This is a genomic window from Nitrosopumilus maritimus SCM1 (assembly GCF_000018465.1).
In the GTDB taxonomy this organism is placed as follows: Archaea; Thermoproteota; Nitrososphaeria; order Nitrososphaerales; family Nitrosopumilaceae; genus Nitrosopumilus; species Nitrosopumilus maritimus.
In genome coordinates this window covers 1014795-1030552 of the sequence record NC_010085.1, presented here as the reverse complement: position 1 = coordinate 1030552, position 15758 = coordinate 1014795, and the positions used below count along the sequence as shown (strand labels likewise).

General features: G+C 34.9%; 18 protein-coding genes and 1 tRNA gene. 6 read left to right on the top strand and 13 right to left on the bottom strand.

From position 1 onward, the window contains the following. Positions 1-33 precede the first annotated feature (33 nt). Together NMAR_RS06040 and NMAR_RS06035 are read right to left on the bottom strand one after the other, a co-directional pair. On the bottom strand, positions 34-714 hold the full coding sequence (locus NMAR_RS06040) for a hypothetical protein (RefSeq protein WP_012215510.1): 681 nt from the start codon (positions 712-714) through the stop codon (positions 34-36). A 227-nt stretch (positions 715-941) separates the two neighbouring features. Then, positions 942-1038: transfer RNA gene (locus tag NMAR_RS06035), tRNA-Val, on the bottom strand. A gap of 95 nt (positions 1039-1133) precedes the next feature. On the opposite strand from NMAR_RS06035, the gene NMAR_RS06030 reads away from it, so the two are divergent. Beyond that, positions 1134-1382: a hypothetical protein gene (locus tag NMAR_RS06030; protein WP_012215509.1), complete on the top strand. Its 249-nt coding sequence runs from the start codon at positions 1134-1136 to the stop codon at positions 1380-1382. 2 nt (positions 1383-1384) lie between these two features. Here the strand turns inward: NMAR_RS06030 and NMAR_RS06025 are convergent, their stop codons facing one another. From NMAR_RS06025 to ileS, 6 genes are all read right to left on the bottom strand, one after another. After that, positions 1385-1552, bottom strand: coding sequence for a 50S ribosomal protein L40e (locus NMAR_RS06025; RefSeq protein WP_012215508.1), 168 nt, complete (start codon positions 1550-1552; stop codon positions 1385-1387). Between the two features lie 31 nt (positions 1553-1583). Then, positions 1584-2501, bottom strand: coding sequence for a succinate--CoA ligase subunit alpha (locus NMAR_RS06020; protein WP_012215507.1), 918 nt, complete (start codon positions 2499-2501; stop codon positions 1584-1586). Continuing rightward, positions 2498-3604: a succinate--CoA ligase subunit beta gene (locus NMAR_RS06015; protein ID WP_012215506.1), complete on the bottom strand. Its 1107-nt coding sequence runs from the start codon at positions 3602-3604 to the stop codon at positions 2498-2500. The genes NMAR_RS06020 and NMAR_RS06015 overlap by 4 nt, the downstream gene beginning before the upstream one ends. Positions 3605-3644: 40 nt before the next feature. Beyond that, positions 3645-3974 carry a hypothetical protein gene (locus NMAR_RS06010; protein WP_012215505.1) on the bottom strand — a complete coding sequence of 110 codons (330 nt, stop codon included), beginning with the start codon at positions 3972-3974 and terminating at the stop codon, positions 3645-3647. Between the two features lie 102 nt (positions 3975-4076). Beyond that, a complete protein-coding gene (dps, locus tag NMAR_RS06005; protein WP_012215504.1) occupies positions 4077-4664 on the bottom strand; it encodes a DNA protection during starvation protein in 588 nt (195 codons plus the stop codon). 185 nt (positions 4665-4849) lie between these two features. Next, a complete protein-coding gene (gene ileS / locus NMAR_RS06000; RefSeq protein WP_012215503.1) occupies positions 4850-8047 on the bottom strand; it encodes an isoleucine--tRNA ligase in 3198 nt (1065 codons plus the stop codon). An 86-nt stretch (positions 8048-8133) separates the two neighbouring features. On the opposite strand from ileS, the gene purD reads away from it, so the two are divergent. Further along, positions 8134-9396, top strand: a complete 1263-nt coding sequence (gene purD, locus NMAR_RS05995; protein WP_148680143.1) for a phosphoribosylamine--glycine ligase — start codon at positions 8134-8136, stop codon at positions 9394-9396. On the opposite strand, the gene NMAR_RS05990 is transcribed toward purD, so the two are convergent. Further along, a complete protein-coding gene (locus NMAR_RS05990; RefSeq protein WP_012215501.1) occupies positions 9387-9950 on the bottom strand; it encodes a 5-formyltetrahydrofolate cyclo-ligase in 564 nt (187 codons plus the stop codon). The two genes, purD and NMAR_RS05990, sit on opposite strands and share 10 nt — an antisense overlap. Next, positions 9940-10803, bottom strand: a complete 864-nt coding sequence (locus NMAR_RS05985) for a bifunctional 5,10-methylenetetrahydrofolate dehydrogenase/5,10-methenyltetrahydrofolate cyclohydrolase (RefSeq protein ID WP_012215500.1) — start codon at positions 10801-10803, stop codon at positions 9940-9942. Before NMAR_RS05985 ends, NMAR_RS05990 begins: the two co-directional genes overlap by 11 nt. Positions 10804-10895: 92 nt before the next feature. Here NMAR_RS05985 and NMAR_RS05980 point away from each other — a divergent pair, with 92 nt between their 5' ends. Together NMAR_RS05980 and NMAR_RS05975 are read left to right on the top strand one after the other, a co-directional pair. Next, on the top strand, positions 10896-11180 hold the full coding sequence (locus NMAR_RS05980) for an antibiotic biosynthesis monooxygenase family protein (RefSeq protein ID WP_012215499.1): 285 nt from the start codon (positions 10896-10898) through the stop codon (positions 11178-11180). A gap of 1 nt (position 11181) precedes the next feature. Continuing rightward, complete coding sequence (locus NMAR_RS05975) at positions 11182-11502, top strand: cupin domain-containing protein (protein ID WP_012215498.1); 321 nt, start codon at positions 11182-11184, stop codon at positions 11500-11502. Here NMAR_RS05975 and purN read toward each other — a convergent pair. Beyond that, positions 11499-12116 (bottom strand): phosphoribosylglycinamide formyltransferase, encoded by a 618-nt coding sequence (gene purN, locus NMAR_RS05970; protein WP_148680142.1) that lies wholly within the window; start codon positions 12114-12116, stop codon positions 11499-11501. The two genes, NMAR_RS05975 and purN, sit on opposite strands and share 4 nt — an antisense overlap. A gap of 76 nt (positions 12117-12192) precedes the next feature. On the opposite strand from purN, the gene NMAR_RS05965 reads away from it, so the two are divergent. Continuing rightward, positions 12193-13158, top strand: coding sequence for an MBL fold metallo-hydrolase RNA specificity domain-containing protein (locus NMAR_RS05965; RefSeq protein ID WP_012215496.1), 966 nt, complete (start codon positions 12193-12195; stop codon positions 13156-13158). Here the strand turns inward: NMAR_RS05965 and NMAR_RS05960 are convergent. Both NMAR_RS05960 and NMAR_RS05955 read right to left on the bottom strand, forming a co-directional pair. Next, entirely contained in the window at positions 13151-13387 is a 237-nt protein-coding gene (locus NMAR_RS05960) for a hypothetical protein (protein ID WP_012215495.1), read from the bottom strand. The genes NMAR_RS05965 and NMAR_RS05960 overlap by 8 nt on opposite strands. Positions 13388-13449: 62 nt before the next feature. After that, positions 13450-14727, bottom strand: a complete 1278-nt coding sequence (locus NMAR_RS05955; RefSeq protein WP_012215494.1) for a glycerate kinase type-2 family protein — start codon at positions 14725-14727, stop codon at positions 13450-13452. A gap of 52 nt (positions 14728-14779) precedes the next feature. On the opposite strand from NMAR_RS05955, the gene NMAR_RS05950 reads away from it, so the two are divergent. Then, a complete protein-coding gene (locus NMAR_RS05950) occupies positions 14780-15724 on the top strand; it encodes an iron-containing alcohol dehydrogenase (protein ID WP_012215493.1) in 945 nt (314 codons plus the stop codon). Positions 15725-15758: the final 34 nt, after the last annotated feature.

Below are 15758 nucleotides of genomic sequence, written 5' to 3'. Positions count from 1 at the left end.
ATTACACTGTCTTCTCATAAATGTAAAACTAGATCATTGATCTTTTAAGCCAAGACCTGAATGAGATCTTTTAATGCCCGAACCCTTAGGTGCACTATTATCTGCAACTTTCTTAGCGTCATTTGGGTTGTCAATTCCATCAGCGATGATTTCTCTTTTACAAATAGACTGTGAGACAACACCTGCCAAGAACCAGCCTCCACCAACAACTTCTTTTTTGCTTGTTGGCTCTTGGCCTGGACACACTGTTAATTTTACTTTAATTGTTACTCTAAACTCATATCTGTATAATGTACCAATGTCGTATTTTGCAACTCGGTAAATGGTATTTGCAGTAGTGACACTGCCTCCACTTCCTAGTATTGTTGCTCCTCCTCCTGCAGGTTCTGAAGATGATTTTTCAACAATAATCACAGTACTGTGAGGCTCACATATGGAATGTAATCTGTGCTTGAAAATGTGAGTTCCTCGTCTTACAACACAATTGCCTTCTCTAGTAGCTGTTAACTTTCCTTGTTTGACAACTGTTAATCCCAATCCTCTTTTCGCCTTTTCTTTCCATTTGTCAGGTTCAGGAATTTCGTGTAAAGGAGACTTTTGACTAGCTAGGCCAGCTAAAACAATAGAGAGCGGAGTAAATACTGGTAATGTAGGATCAAATACATCTATCATATCATCTAAAATTTCTTTGTCTGAAGGAATTTTTTTAGTCATGCATATGTTAATACTTTCATTGATTTAAAGGATCTTTACATATAGCAAAAAAATTGTATAAAGCAATTGAATGATAAAATACACTTGAAATATTTTACATTTGTAAACCAATTGTACAATTCTACAAGATTATGAATTCTTACAGATTCAAATTTCACATCTTATTCTTTGGGGATATGGAAAAATCGATGAATATCTGCGTCCAAAATAATACCCATAAAGGTAGGTGGACCGGATGGGATTTGAACCCACGACCTTTGCGGAGAATTTTGTTCCCTTACGCAGTGTGAGTGCGTCATCCAAACCAAACTAGACGACCGGTCCAACAAAATTACGCAACTACGAGTTTTTTTGTCTTTAGATTCTGGATATTTTGTAATTACCAATCCCTTTAGTACTAAATTCTGAAAAATCATAACATGTCTTTACAGGAATTTGATGCATTAATTGACAGGATGAAATTAGCATTTGAGTATGCTGAAAATCTTGGACAATATACTGATGCTGCAAAGATTCTCTTTCAAATGAACGAACAACTACCTGATGATCTACAAATTGATCTAGAAGAGTTGGAGAATTCTGATTTAGCAAAATCTTTTGTAATGAGGTACAATTCTGATATAAAATCTGCAATTGTAGATTATAGACAAAGACTGATGAATTTCTAGTTCTATTTCTTTACGCCGAGATTTCTGTTCTTTAATCTCAAGTATGGGTTTCTGCATTTTCTGCATCTAGTAGCGCCAACATCGTTTCGTGCCCCACAATTAAAACAAATTCTCATGACAAGTCTAGCTTGCTGTGCAATTCGTTTCTTTTCTGGGTCTGTGATTGGCATTTGATTCTCTCCTAAAACACTCTCTTTTAATCTAATCGGATTTTTCCATCTTTCCTGCTAGCAAAACTGGTACTTCTGCAGGTCTTTTTGCTACAGGAATGTTTGCCTTGTTAAACATTGAAACTTTGGATTCAGCTGAACCATATGTTCCCATGACAATTGCACCTGCATGTCCCATTCTCTTTTCTTTAGGTGCTGCTCTACCTGCAATGTATGCAACAGTTGGTTTGTTAAATCCTGAATCAATAATTCTTTGAGCTAACATTTCCTCAGAGTCTCCACCAATTTCTCCTACAACTACCATTCCTTCCAAGTCTGGAATGTCTTTTACCATGTCAAATGCATCAATGAGTCTTGTTCCATTAACTGGATCTCCTCCAATGCCAATTGTAATTGATTGACCGAATCCTGCATTAGTTAATGCATCTGAAATCTCATAAAGTAATGTTCCGCTCTTTGATAAAACGGCAATCTTTCCTGCCTTGAAAGGCATTGGTGGCATAATTCCAATTTTAATTAATTCTGGAATCATTATTCCTGGAGTGTTTGGACCAATGACTACTGCTCCTTTTTGTTTTGCAAGCTCTAGTGTTTCCATTGTATCTCTAACTGGAACGTGCTCTGGAATTGCAACTAGTAGTTTGATTCCTGCCTCTAGTGCATCTTTTGCAGCACTAAGAAAGAACTTTGCTGGAACAAAGACAATTGATATTTTAGCATTAGTTGCATCTACTGCTTCTTGCATTGAATTGTAAATTGGAACTTTATCATCAAATTTCTGGCCACCTTTTCCAGGAGTAACTCCTGCAACAACATTTGTTCCATATGCAATCATGTTTCTTGCATGTAGTGAACCATATGCTCCAGTAATCCCTTGAACAATTACTCCTTTCTTCTCATAATCAGAATCTCCTGGATTTCCCTTTAGTAGTCCAAAAATGTCTGTCAATTCTTTACTCCCATTACTGCTGCGTTGATTGCTTCTTCAACTGTACTGAAAATTTTGGTTCTAGAACCTTGCAGCATCTCTGTTGCTTTTTCTGATTCTGTTCCCTTTAGTCTTGAAAATACTGGTAAGTCAATTACGTTATCCTCATATGCTTTGAGAAATGCTTCAGCTACTACTGTAGTCTTTACAATTCCTCCATAGAGGTTTACCAAAATTCCTTTTACTCTATCTAATTTACTAATCAAAGTTAGTGCTTCGTAAACTGATTCAGTTGTTGCACCGCCACCAACATCTAAGAAACATGCTGGCTTTCCTCCGTTATCTGATAACATATCTAATGTAGACATTACCAGTCCTGCACCATTACCTACTACTGCAATGTCTCCGTCTAATTCAACTAGTGAGAATCCGCTTTTTTCAGCTTGCTCTTCAATCTCTGACTTTTCTTGATACTTTTCTAACTCTGGATGTCTAAAGTTACTATTATCATCTGTAACAAACTTTCCATCTAGTGCAGTTATTGAATCGTCTTGCATAATTGCAAGTGGATTAATTTCAACAAGTTCTGCTTCTTTTTCAATTGTAAGTTTTGATAGTTTTTTCAAAGTGTCTACAACACCTTCAGCGTGTTTTCCTTCTAGTCCCATCTCTTTTGCAACTTCTTGTGCAAGATCATCTGAAACTTCACCTAATCCGATCTCTTTGATGATTTGGTTTTTCACTGATTCAATTTCAACACCGCCCTCATCAGATGCAATAATTGTATAACATCTCTTTGAACGATTCAAAAATATTGAAAGATACAACTCTTTTTTGATATCTGCCATCTTTTCCAAAAGAATGGCTCTTGCTTTTTCTCCCTTTATTGTCAAATCCATGACTTGGGGATATTTTATCTCAAATTCATCATCATTTTGGCATTTTTGGATACCTCCAGCCTTACCTCTGCCTCCTACTGGAACCTGAATTTTAATCACAAATGGATATCCTAACTCTTTTGCATGCTTTCTACCCTCTTCGATATTTGTAGATGAAATACTGTCTAGCAGGTTGATGCCATATTCACGAAATAGCTCTTTTGCCTGAAATTCTAGTAATTGCATGCAAAAATCCTGAATTTTACGGTCTTTATTAATTATGGCGTTATCTTAGTTGCTCATCAAGAAAGTCAATCATTTCTAAAAAGCGATCCTTGCTTTTTCTCAACAATTCTTGAGGATATTCTTCAATGGTAAATACAAACTGTTGGTGAAAACTTGGAACTAGGACTCCTCCTGATGTCACCATCTGCTCAATTACATATCCTTTGGTAAGTGTACACACAATCTCTTCATAAGATTCATCTTCTTCTTCTAGAGTTTGTCTGTAAAGGACAATAGGTCGATTAGTTTTCTCAACAATTTTAGAGCCCTTTTCAAGCAAGTCTGCTAGATGCTGAATCTGCCATGCATCAAGACTAATCTGCTTTACCATGATATCAATACGTAATTTTTCTATTTAACCGTGATAAAACAACGCATCTTCACTATTTGTCGTCATTAAAATTACATAAAATAAGAAAGAAGATGATCTGGCTTAGGCCATATCAAGAGCTCTAGAGTGTTTTCTTGTATGTGGTCTTTCTCCAGCATACTTTCTTCTCATGTGTCCTGATGGTCTTCCATAGATTAACTCTAAGAACCAAGACTCATGCTCGATCTCTTCAGCCAAGATGTCTTTTGCAATATCATATGTTGCTGGATCTTTTCCAAGTGTCATCTTGCAAATTTTATTCCAGTTGACAATTGCACCTTGTTCTGCTTTGAGACATTTCTCTAGAATTGCTTTGTGATCAGTTGGATTTGGTGGAAGTTGTAAAAACTCACATCCTGAAATTTTGATAAATTCAGTTGCATCATTTGGAAGTGAACCACCTAATTGATAGATTCTCTCAATACATGATTCAAAATGACTGAGGTCTTCTAGTCTGGCATCTTCAATAATTCCTTTGAGTCCTTCTCCCTCCATGCCTGTGCAGTGTGCTCTAAGGTTGGTAAAGTAGTAGTATGCAGTAAATTCTACGGCTGCATTTTTGATTAGCTCATTTACTAATTCATCAACATCTACACCATTTTGCTTTAGGACATTAATCCCAACTACGTTAGGTTCCTTTGATTCGGACATTTCCCTATGTCTACTATGATTCTAATAAAAATATTACATGAATCTAGAAATTAATTCTCAGAAGAGATAGGAGAAAATACTGGTTGGGGGACCTAGATGCCAATCTCTTCTGGAATATGATTGATTTTTTGTATTTTTTATTAATAAAAAGTGAGTCTGCACTGCAATCAAATTTTTTCTAGAACTTACTCTACTGAAATTCTAATCTTCTGACCATCAATGTCGTCATCTTTGTATTCTTTACATGATTCTGTAAAGTTGACTTGCTTTACTCTTACCAAGAAAGCCAAGTCTTCTGATTTTTCTTTGATCATTTCAAGTGATTCTTCATCTAAATCAAGAATTGATGCGACTCCTAAAACATCAGTTGGATTGTATCCTCTCTCTTTTCTCAAAGTTTGCAATCTTCTTGCAACATCTTTGACTAATCCTTTTGCCATCATCTCTTTGTTTCGCGATGTTGAGATAAACACTACATAATCATCTCTTTTTGACATTGCATAATTTTCATCAGCATCAAAGTCTACAACAAAATCTTCATTGTCAAGTGAAATCGTTTCATCATCAATATCAAAATCAAACTTTGAATTATTTTGTAAAGATGAAATTATTTCATCAGGATTTGTTTCAGAGAACTTTGCAACAAGTTTTCCCATGTGTTGTTTTGCTTTTGGCCCGATTCTCTTTCTTTCCAATTCAACAATTGGCTTTGCAGGCAGTCCTAGTTGTTTTAATTCTAAAATTTGTTCTAATCCTGATTCTTTTTCAGTTTCAGCAATGCTGAATTTCTCTACATTTAGCTGAGACTGGAGTAGTTCTGATAGTGATTCTAACTTTGACTTTAGTCCTTTCTTAACACAAATTTTTGCTTCATTTAATGGCCATCTTCTTTTGAGTTTGCCTTTCATTCTTGCAGCTGATGAAACTGATACTACATCTTTCATAATGTCAAATGATTCTTCAATCTCTTCATTGACTAGTGACTCTTGTGATTTTGGCCATTTGTCTAGTAGTATGCTTTGTTTTCCATCAAAGACTGTTTGGTACAGATGCTCACTGGTAAATGGACAAAATGGATGAATCAAGATATCTAATGTTCTTAGAACTTCCTCTAGTACTGCATAAATTGCAAGCCTTCTCTCCTTTTTATCCTCGTCTTCATCCCACAATTCTCCTCTTGTAATTGGAATGTAGATTTGACTTAGATTGTTAATGATAAAGTCGTCAATTGCTTTTGCACCTTCATGAAATTTGCAAGAATCATTGCGGTCTGTAATTTTTGAGATTAATTTTTGAAGTTTTGATAAGAGCCAAATGTCTGGTGATGTTAACAAATTCTTTTGTTTTGCCCACTCTATCGTGTTTTCTTTTTCAAAGTTATCATACTGGCTGTTTTGCTTAAAGTACAAGTGTAAATTGAATAGTGTGTTGATTACTTGATATGGTCTTGACATTAACTCTTCTGTACTGAAACTAAGTGGTTCAATTGGACTAGCCTTCCACATGAAATAAAATCTAATCAAATCTGCAGGATATTTTTCTAGTAATTCAATTCCTTCCAAAACATTGCCTTTACTCTTGCTCATCTTGCCTCCTTTCTCATCAAGTACATGTCCTTGGAACAAGAATGACTTGTATGGTGGGGTTGGTCCGTTGTTTAGAATTACATTTTCAATGAGTAGTGTATATGCCCATCCTCTAGTTTGATCAATTCCTTCAGTGAAGAATGGTGCTGGAATTTCGTTTGTGTACTCTTCATCAGTTAATGATGAATATGGTGCAGAACCACTATTGTGCCAAGTATCTAAAACATATTCTTCTCTCTTTGTTTTTGTACTGCCACATTTTTTACACTTTATTGTAATGTTATCAATCCATGGTCTGTGTAATTCAAAGTCTGGGCCATCAGGAAGATTGTCAGCTGATTCTACAATCTCTTTTCTTGTAAAAAACCAGTTTCTTTCATTGCATTCTTCACATGCCCATACTGGCAATGGACATCCCCAAATTCTCTCCCTTGAGATACACCAAGGATGTCTCTCTTTGATAATTCCTAAGAATCTGTTTTTTGGTTGTTCAAAATAATACTCTACACTTTCTGCTGCATCAATTGCCTTGTTATCTAGTCTGTCTAGTTTGTAGAACCAACCCTTTCTTGCAAGCCATACAATTGGATGGTGTGATCTCCAACAAAGTGGATACTTGTGTTTGATTTTGCCAATCTTTACTAGAGCATTACACTCTTTCAAATCTTCTACAATTGGTCTGTCCGCATCTCTGACAAACATTCCTTGGTATTTTCCTGCCTGAGAAGTGAACTTTACCTCGTCATCTATGGGGCTGAAAATCTTGACTTTTCTCTTGTTTGCAATCTTGATATCTTCCTCACCGTTTGCTGGAGACAGATGTACAAGACCACTACCAGTACTAGCATCAACGAACGATTCTGATACTGCTACATGGAAATTGTCTGCCTTTGAGCATTCGTTTAACTCTGGAATCAAATCCAATAATGGATGGATGTATTTTTTCCCTTCAAATTCTGAACCTTTGACAGTCTTTTCGATTTTGTAATCTTCAATTTTTACTTCAGTCATGAATTCTTCTAATCTTGTTTTTCCAACAACCCAAGTTTCATTTTCTACTTTGACATAAGCATAATCTTCTTCTGGCTGTAATCCTACCATTGCATCAGTAACTAGTGTAAATGGCATTGTAGTCCATACAATCAAAAATACATCTTCATCTACCAGTTTTACTTTATAGTATAGTGATGGGTCCTTTACTTCTTCATACCCTTGATTAACTTCTGCATGACTAAGTGATGTCTGACAACTAGGACAATATGCAATAACTGTAAAATCTTCTTCTAAAATTCCATTCTCGTGTGCTTTTTTTAGAACTTGCCATTCTCTTTCAATAAATTCATCTCTAAAAGTCCAATATGCTTTATCATGATTAAATGACATCCCAAGTAATTCATCAACTTCTACCCATGTCTTGTTGTATTTTTCAACAACTTTTTTGCATTCAGATACAATTCTCTCTACCCCAAATTGTTTGATTGCTTCAGTCTTTCCACCTGTAACTCCCAGCTCTTTTTCAACTTGTAGTTCTACAGGAAGTCCTTGTGTGTCCCATCCTCCATTAAATTCAATCTTCTTCCCTTGGAGTGTATTGTACCTATACCACAAATCTTTGATGACTCTGCCTCTAAGATGTCCTGCGTGAGGAATTCCGTTCATTGTAGGTGGACCTTCAATGAATCTGATCTTTTCAGGCTTGTCTGATGCAAAAATCTGCTTTTCTAAATCAATTGATTTTACATATTCTTTAATCTCTGATTCGATTGCTTTTGCATCAAACTTTGTAGATAGTTCCATCTGGCTTTTGGTAGATCTGTGGCATTATAAAGCTAAATTGGTTTTGTGAGACTTGGATTATATAATTGAGCAAAAAATAATTTTTGTTGGTAAATGTACTGGTAATTGGTTCTGGAGGAAGAGAACATGCTTTGTCATGGAAACTATCTCAAAGCCCCAAAATTGAAACTGTATTTACTGCTCCTGGAAATGGAGGAACAAAAAACAATGTTCCAATTGATGTTGATGATTTAGATGCTCTTGCAGATTTTGCTCAAAAAAATAATTGTTTTACAGTGGTAGGGCCTGAAGCTCCTTTAGCTGCAGGAATTGTTGATAAATTTAATCAAAAAAATCTCAAAATTTTTGGTCCTGCAAAAGATGCAGCACAACTTGAATCAAGTAAAATCTGGGCAAAAGATTTCATGAAAAGAAATGATATTCCTACTGCTAGATTTGAAATATTTGATGATGCTGAGAAAGCTCAAGATTATATAAAATCCCTTGATTATAATGTCGTAGTCAAAGCAGACGGCTTGGCTGCTGGCAAGGGTGTAATTGTCTGTAATAGTTCTGATGAGGCAATTTCTGCAATTCAAACAATTTTGGTAAAAAAGACATTTGGTGATGCTGGAAATCGAATAATCGTAGAGGAGAGAATTGATGGCATTGAGGCCTCATACATTGCTCTTTCTGATGGTAATGTTGCTATCCCTATGGCTTCTAGCCAAGACCATAAACGAATTTTTGATGATGATAAAGGTCCAAACACAGGTGGTATGGGTGCTTACTCTCCTACCCCAATAATTGATGAAGATTTGGCCAAAAAAATTCAAGAAAAAATTATTGATAAAACAATCCAGTCTATGAAAAATGAGGGAATTACATTCAAAGGATTTCTTTATGCTGGAATAATGATCAAAGACAACGAACCATATGTTTTAGAATACAATGTTAGAATGGGTGATCCTGAATGTCAACCCATTACCATGAGAATGGATTTTGATTTGTATGATTATTTTGTTGCAAGTGCTGATGGCAAATTATCCTCAATGCCTGAAATCTCTTGGAAGGACCAATACTCTGTATGTGTTGTTTTAGCTTCAGAAGGATATCCTGAATCTTATCCAAAGAATGAAGAGATTGTTGGTTTTGATTCTATTTCTGATAATGCACATGTCTTTCATGCAGGAACAAAACAGACTGATGGGAAAATTCTCTCAAATGGAGGACGTGTTTTGGGAGTGACTGCCTTAGGTGACACTTTGGAATCTGCAATTGCTAATGCATATACTGCATCTGAAAAGATTTCTTGGCCTCACAAGTTCTGCAGAAAAGATATTGGCAAAAAAGGATTGTCTTATCTATGAGTATCTATAATTCTGTCTTCAGTGACAACCCAATCAATTAGTATGTCATGATCAGATTTTGGGATATTTTTTACAACTTGTTTTTCAAGTGTTAGAGAAATTGTTGATATTTTGTGATTTGACAAAAATCTGTCATAGAATCCATGTCCGTATCCTAATCTGATTCCTTTTGGGGTAATGCCTACAGTAGGTACTAGAATTACATCCAAGTTATTTTCAGTCTCACAATCTATCTTTGGCTCCATTATCTCAAAACTTCCACTTTCTAGGCTCGAAAAATCACTAATTTTCTTAAAATCCATGTTTTCTCCTGACACTCTTGGCAAGAATACCTCTTTTCCATCACTGAGCAATTCTTGAATAATGTCTTGAGTTGGTACTTCACTTCCAATTGGATAGTATGCGCCAATCTTTTGAGCATCTCTGAAAGTTTTAATTTTTTTTAATTTTTTACTAATTTTTTCACTGGCAATCTTCATCAAATCAAATGATGTACCATCTCTTTTTTCTAAAAGAAGATTTCGCAGTGATTTTTTTTCAGAATTATTTTCCAATTTGACTACTCAATGATGCTGCAGTTATTGTATTTTTCAAAAGCATTGCAACTGTCATTGGACCAACTCCTCCTGGAACTGGTGTTGCAAAAGATGCTTTTTGAATAATGTCTTCATAGTCTGCATCCCCTACTAATTTTTCTTGGAATCTTGATATTGCAACATCAATAACAATTGCTCCTTCTTTTATCATGTCTGAAGTTAATGTGAACTTGTTTCTATCTCCCACTGCTGTAATTATGATATCTGCTGATTGACACAGTTCTACCAAATTCTTTGTTCTAGAATGACATGTAATTACAGTTGCATTCTTGTCTAACAATAAATGATATAGTGGTTTTCCAACAAGATTACTCCTGTTAATCAATACAATATTTTTTCCTTCTAATTCTATTCCATGATAATCAAACATCTCCATTACTCCTGATGGTGTACATGCAACAAGTGCTGCTTTCTTCATTGCTAATAATCCTGCATTGTGAGGTGTTAGACCATCCACATCTTTTAGTGGTGAAATCCTTGATGTTGTAGTAAATTCATCTAGCTGTTCTGGAAGTGGTAATTGAACAAGGATTCCATGAACTGAATTATCATTGTTCAAATTTTCGATAATTTCATTGAGTTGAGCCTGTGTTGTACTTGCATCAAGTTTATGATCCTTGGTAGTAATTCCTACCTCTTCACATGCTCTGTGTTTATTTCTTACATAAGTCGCAGAAGCTGGATTGTCCCCTACAAGAACTGTTGCCAGGCACGGGTTGATTCCTTGATTCTTTAACTCTTCAACGGCTTTTTTCACTCTGTCTTTGACTGACTGTGAAATTACCTTGCCATCAATCTTAGTTCCTGTCATGGTATGTTTTTGATTTGTAGATATTTAATTCTTGGAATTCTGCCGTTGAAATCTTAGAAAAGAAATTTAATGTCATTTTTTCTAGTTTCATCATGTTTGTAATGATAGCAGACGTTCAACTCAAAGATGGTGCTGAAGATGACTTCAAAAGTTGGTTTTCAGAATCAAACAAAGTTTTGGCAAACTTTCCTGGATTCATATCTAGAAAATTTCTAAAATCTGCTGATGGCAGTTATAGAATTGTTGTAGAACATGAAAGCAAGGAGACTTTTATCAAAATGCATAACAGTCCTGAACATGAAAAACTTCATCCACAAGGACATTCTTACATGAGTGAACCTCCTCAAAGAAAAACATACACTGTAGCTGCTGAATAAATTGAAACTAGAATTTGATTTAACCACGTATCTAGAAAAAATCAAAAACAGCAGTGATTATTTTCACACTTTTATTAATCGAGATAGTTTAGCTGCTGGAGTTTTAGTTCTTCAACCTGGAGAAGAAGATACACAAACTCCTCATGATAGTGATGAAGTCTATTATGTGATTTCTGGTGATGGATTTTTACGAATTAAGGATAAAGATTACAAGGTTTCAAAAGATAAGCTGTTTTTTGTTGCAAAAGATGTTGAGCATTATTTTCATGGAAATACAAAAGAGCTCAAAGTTTTGTACTTTTTTGGTGGCCCTGATTCTTAACTTATTTTTGTTCTACGATCTGTTACTTTGATCTTTTTTCTTGCAAAGAGATTGACTGCTTCAGGATAAATTCTGTGTTCTTCTTTTAGAATTCTTTTTGATAGTGATTTTTCAGTATCATTTTCTTTTACTTTGACTATTGATTGGATTATGACTGGACCCGTATCCATTCCTGCATCAACAAAATGTACTGTGCATCCAGAAAACTTTGCCCCATATTCTAATGCCTGTTTTTGTGCGTCTAATCCTGGAAATGATGGCAATAATGCTGGATGAATATTGATAATTCGATTCTTGTATTTTTTTACAAATTCTGGACTGATGATTCTCATAAAGCCTGCCAAACATACTAGTCCATTTCTTGGTGTAACTCCATATTTTGTTAAAACCGAAATAATTTTTTTGTCATATTCTGCTCTACTTCCTTTGAATCCTTTGCTTTCAACAACTTCAATGTCTACTCCAAGTTTTTGTGCAATTTTTAGACCCTTTGCATCTGGTTTGTTTGAGATAACCACTGCTGGATTGATTGGTATCTTTTTTTTCTTAATTGACTTTAGGATGGATTCCATGTTGCTCCCGCGACCTGAGATTAAAATTCCAAGATTTAGCAACTAGTAAATAGTAGATCAAACCTGCAATTTATATCAAATCTTATTTTCATGAATTTCATTGCCTAGAAAAGTCAGGATGACAAAAAATGGTATCCTGTGTGAGGTAAATGATAGACGCGTTTGTTTAGATCCAAAAAACGCTGATGCCACAGGAATAAATTTTGTATCTCATGCTCATGCTGATCATCTTCCATCAAAAAATGGTGGAACAATTTTGTCTTCAATTGAAACCAATGAAATTGCTAATCTGCGTGGATTCAAAATGGAAAATCACATTGAATCCCTTGATGATTTTTCACTAATTGATAGCGGCCACATCCTTGGAGCCAAAGGGCTACTATTTGATGATATTTTCTACACTGGTGATATCTGTACACGAAATCGTGGATTTCTTCAAGGTGCAAAAATTCCAAAATGCAAGACGTTAATCACTGAATGTACATTTGGCTTGCCCGAGTTTGTCTTTCCAAAAATGGAGGAAATCCAAAAACAGGTCAATGAACTAATTTCTGAATTGTATGGTAAAGGCATACCTGTAATTTTGATGGGATATCAGTTAGGAAAAGCACAAACCATTACTCAGCTATTTGGTCATTGGGGCCCTCTTTACTTTCATGATTCTGTTAAAGAAATGAATACTCTTCATCAAAAATTCGGTGTTGATCTAAAAGATGGAATGGGACATTCTGAGGCTCAAAAAAATGGATTGCTAGATAAGAAACCTTGGATTATGGTTGCTCCTATGATGTCTGCAAAAAGTAAATTCATTCAAGAAATGAAATTAAAGTATGGTGCAGTAACAATTGGATTTAGTGGATGGGCCCAGTCTACAAAATTTTCTTTTGGACGAAGAACTGATTATTCTATTCCAATGAGTGATCATTGTGATTTTAATGAACTTGTAGATATGGTGAACCAATCTGGAGCTGAACAAGTATACACAATCCATGGGTTTGTTGAGGAATTTGCAGAACATTTGAAGAAAAAACTTGGAATAAGCGCTCAACCATTACTTGAAAATTCTTTAGATGATTTTACTTGACAAATTTATGACAGTCACATTCGGCAACTAGACAGGTTTCAGCATTTCTTATGTGATCATGGGAATAATGTTTACATTTTTCATTTTTGCAAATTCTTCTTTGAGCTTCTTTTTGAACAACTGACTGTGCAATCTCATTTGCCTTTTCCTTAGTGTATCCTTTCTTATCCATGTAGAAATGAACTATTCTGTTATACAATACATCTGCATCAAATTGTTTTTCAAGCAATGTAATTCTGCATAAAATACGTCATTATGATATTAAAAGATCAGTTGCCAAAACCCTGAAAATTACCTCAAAATCACGCCTATATCCATGAGATTTGTGTGTGTAAAGTCAGTAACTATACTGCCTTTTTGCTTTTGAAAGAATCTCCCTGAATCACTATTCTTTAGAAATTCTTTCATTGTGTCAAGGTCTACTTTGAGATTTTCAGTAATTGCTCCTGCAAAAACAGAATTTCCATCAATTCCATCAGTCCCCATTGATGCAATGACTAATTTTTTGAATTTTTGAGTATTCTTTAAAATTCTTAATACTAATTCTTGATTTCTGCCTCCCATACCTTTTCCTAAAACTTTGACTGTTGTTTCTCCTCCAACAATCAAACACATCTTTTGGTCTTCTGAAATATTTTCAAGAATTTTCGTTACTGCTTCTTTGATATCTCCAAAGACTTGTAATGTTTTTACTTTGTATCCTTTCTTTTTTGCTTCTATCTCCATTGCTTTAAGACAGTTTTCATTGTTTGCTATGACTTGATTTTCAATCTTTGATTCTTTTGGAGTTTCTAATTTTTCATCTTCTACTCCTTTTTCCAAAATCTGTAAAACCTCTATTGGTGTTTTTCTTTTTAGTTTGTATTTCTCTAAAATCTCTAATGCATCTGAAAATGTAGTATTATCCATGTATGTTGTACCAGATGCAATAGAAGATAGGTCATCTCCCTCAACATCTGACATTATCAAACTTATGCCATCACATTTCATATTTTCAACTAATTTTCCACCTTTGATTTTTGATAGATGTTTTCGTACACAGTTGAACTCTTGAATGGATGCCCCTGACTTTAGTAATAATTTTGTAACAAAGATTTTGTCATCTAATGTTATTCCATTTGGCATGGCCAAAAGTGATGAACCTCCTCCAGAAACCAGGAAAATTATTAATTCATCACTTTTTTTGTTTTGAACAAATTTAATCACCTCTTTTGCTGCTTTTACGCTAGTTTGATCAGGCTCAGGATGCCTAGAATTGAAAATTTGGAATTTCTTTCCTTTGATTATTGATTTTGAGCCCTTTGGGATTACTATGATTCCACTTTTTACTGGAATTATTGCATTTAGTGCTCTTGTCATAGAATCCCCTGCTTTACCAAATGCTACAGAGTAAATGTTGGAATATTTTGTAATGTCAATGATTTTGCCATTAATTTTGATTTTTTCAGGTGTCACATACTTTGAGATGATATTTTCAGGATTTGCTGCTCTAAGACCTGATTCTAAAATCTCCAAACATTCTTTTTTCTTGTCATTTGTTGCCAACTCTTCGAAATTTTGAATGATCATACTTTCTCTCAATAATGCAAGATATAATAATAATCAATGACGCTGGTGAACTATGCACACAGTACGCATTCCAAAAGTTATCAACTTTGGAGAAGACGCACTTGGTCAAACAGAATATCCAAAAAATGCCCTAGTTGTTACAACTGTTCCACCAGAGCTCTCTGATAAATGGTTAGCAAAAATGGGAATTCAGGATTATATGCTGTATGACAAAGTAAAACCTGAACCATCAATTGACGATGTCAATACTTTGATTTCAGAATTCAAAGAAAAGAAACCTTCAGTCCTAATTGGATTAGGTGGTGGAAGTTCTATGGACGTTGTAAAATACGCTGCACAAGATTTTGGTGTTGAAAAAATCTTGATTCCAACAACATTTGGAACTGGAGCTGAAATGACAACTTATTGTGTTCTCAAATTTGATGGTAAAAAGAAATTGTTACGTGAAGACAGATTCTTAGCTGACATGGCAGTAGTCGATTCATATTTCATGGATGGTACTCCTGAACAAGTCATCAAAAACTCTGTCTGTGATGCATGTGCTCAAGCTACCGAAGGCTATGATAGCAAACTTGGTAATGACTTGACTAGAACTCTGTGTAAACAAGCATTTGAGATTCTTTATGATGCAATTATGAATGACAAACCAGAAAACTATCCTTATGGTTCAATGTTATCTGGAATGGGATTTGGTAATTGTTCAACAACCCTTGGACATGCTTTGTCCTATGTGTTCTCAAATGAAGGTGTACCTCATGGTTACTCCCTTTCATCCTGTACCACAGTTGCTCACAAACATAACAAATCAATCTTCTATGATAGATTCAAAGAAGCAATGGATAAACTAGGATTTGATAAATTAGAACTCAAAGCTGATGTTTCTGAAGCTGCTGATGTCGTAATGACTGATAAAGGACACTTGGATCCAAACCCAATTCCAATATCAAAAGACGACGTTGTAAAATGTCTTGAGGATATCAAAGCAGGCAATTTGTAAAAAATTCACAAATTTTTTACCTTTTTTCTATTTT

What these genes read in the sequence shown, in the direction of transcription:
- NMAR_RS06030 (WP_012215509.1), top strand. Translation starts at nt 1,134, where the DNA reads ATGTCTTTACAGGAATTTGATGCATTAATTGACAGGATGAAATTAGCA.
- NMAR_RS05955 (WP_012215494.1), bottom strand. Translation starts at nt 14,727, where the DNA reads ATGATCATTCAAAATTTCGAAGAGTTGGCAACAAATGACAAGAAAAAA.
- NMAR_RS06025 (WP_012215508.1), bottom strand. Translation starts at nt 1,552, where the DNA reads ATGCCAATCACAGACCCAGAAAAGAAACGAATTGCACAGCAAGCTAGA.
- NMAR_RS05985 (WP_012215500.1), bottom strand. Translation starts at nt 10,803, where the DNA reads ATGACAGGAACTAAGATTGATGGCAAGGTAATTTCACAGTCAGTCAAA.
- NMAR_RS06010 (WP_012215505.1), bottom strand. Translation starts at nt 3,974, where the DNA reads ATGGTAAAGCAGATTAGTCTTGATGCATGGCAGATTCAGCATCTAGCA.
- NMAR_RS06040 (WP_012215510.1), bottom strand. Translation starts at nt 714, where the DNA reads ATGACTAAAAAAATTCCTTCAGACAAAGAAATTTTAGATGATATGATA.
- NMAR_RS06015 (WP_012215506.1), bottom strand. Translation starts at nt 3,604, where the DNA reads ATGCAATTACTAGAATTTCAGGCAAAAGAGCTATTTCGTGAATATGGC.
- ileS (WP_012215503.1), bottom strand. Translation starts at nt 8,047, where the DNA reads ATGGAACTATCTACAAAGTTTGATGCAAAAGCAATCGAATCAGAGATT.
- NMAR_RS05950 (WP_012215493.1), top strand. Translation starts at nt 14,780, where the DNA reads ATGCACACAGTACGCATTCCAAAAGTTATCAACTTTGGAGAAGACGCA.
- NMAR_RS05980 (WP_012215499.1), top strand. Translation starts at nt 10,896, where the DNA reads ATGTTTGTAATGATAGCAGACGTTCAACTCAAAGATGGTGCTGAAGAT.
- NMAR_RS05965 (WP_012215496.1), top strand. Translation starts at nt 12,193, where the DNA reads ATGACAAAAAATGGTATCCTGTGTGAGGTAAATGATAGACGCGTTTGT.
- dps (WP_012215504.1), bottom strand. Translation starts at nt 4,664, where the DNA reads ATGTCCGAATCAAAGGAACCTAACGTAGTTGGGATTAATGTCCTAAAG.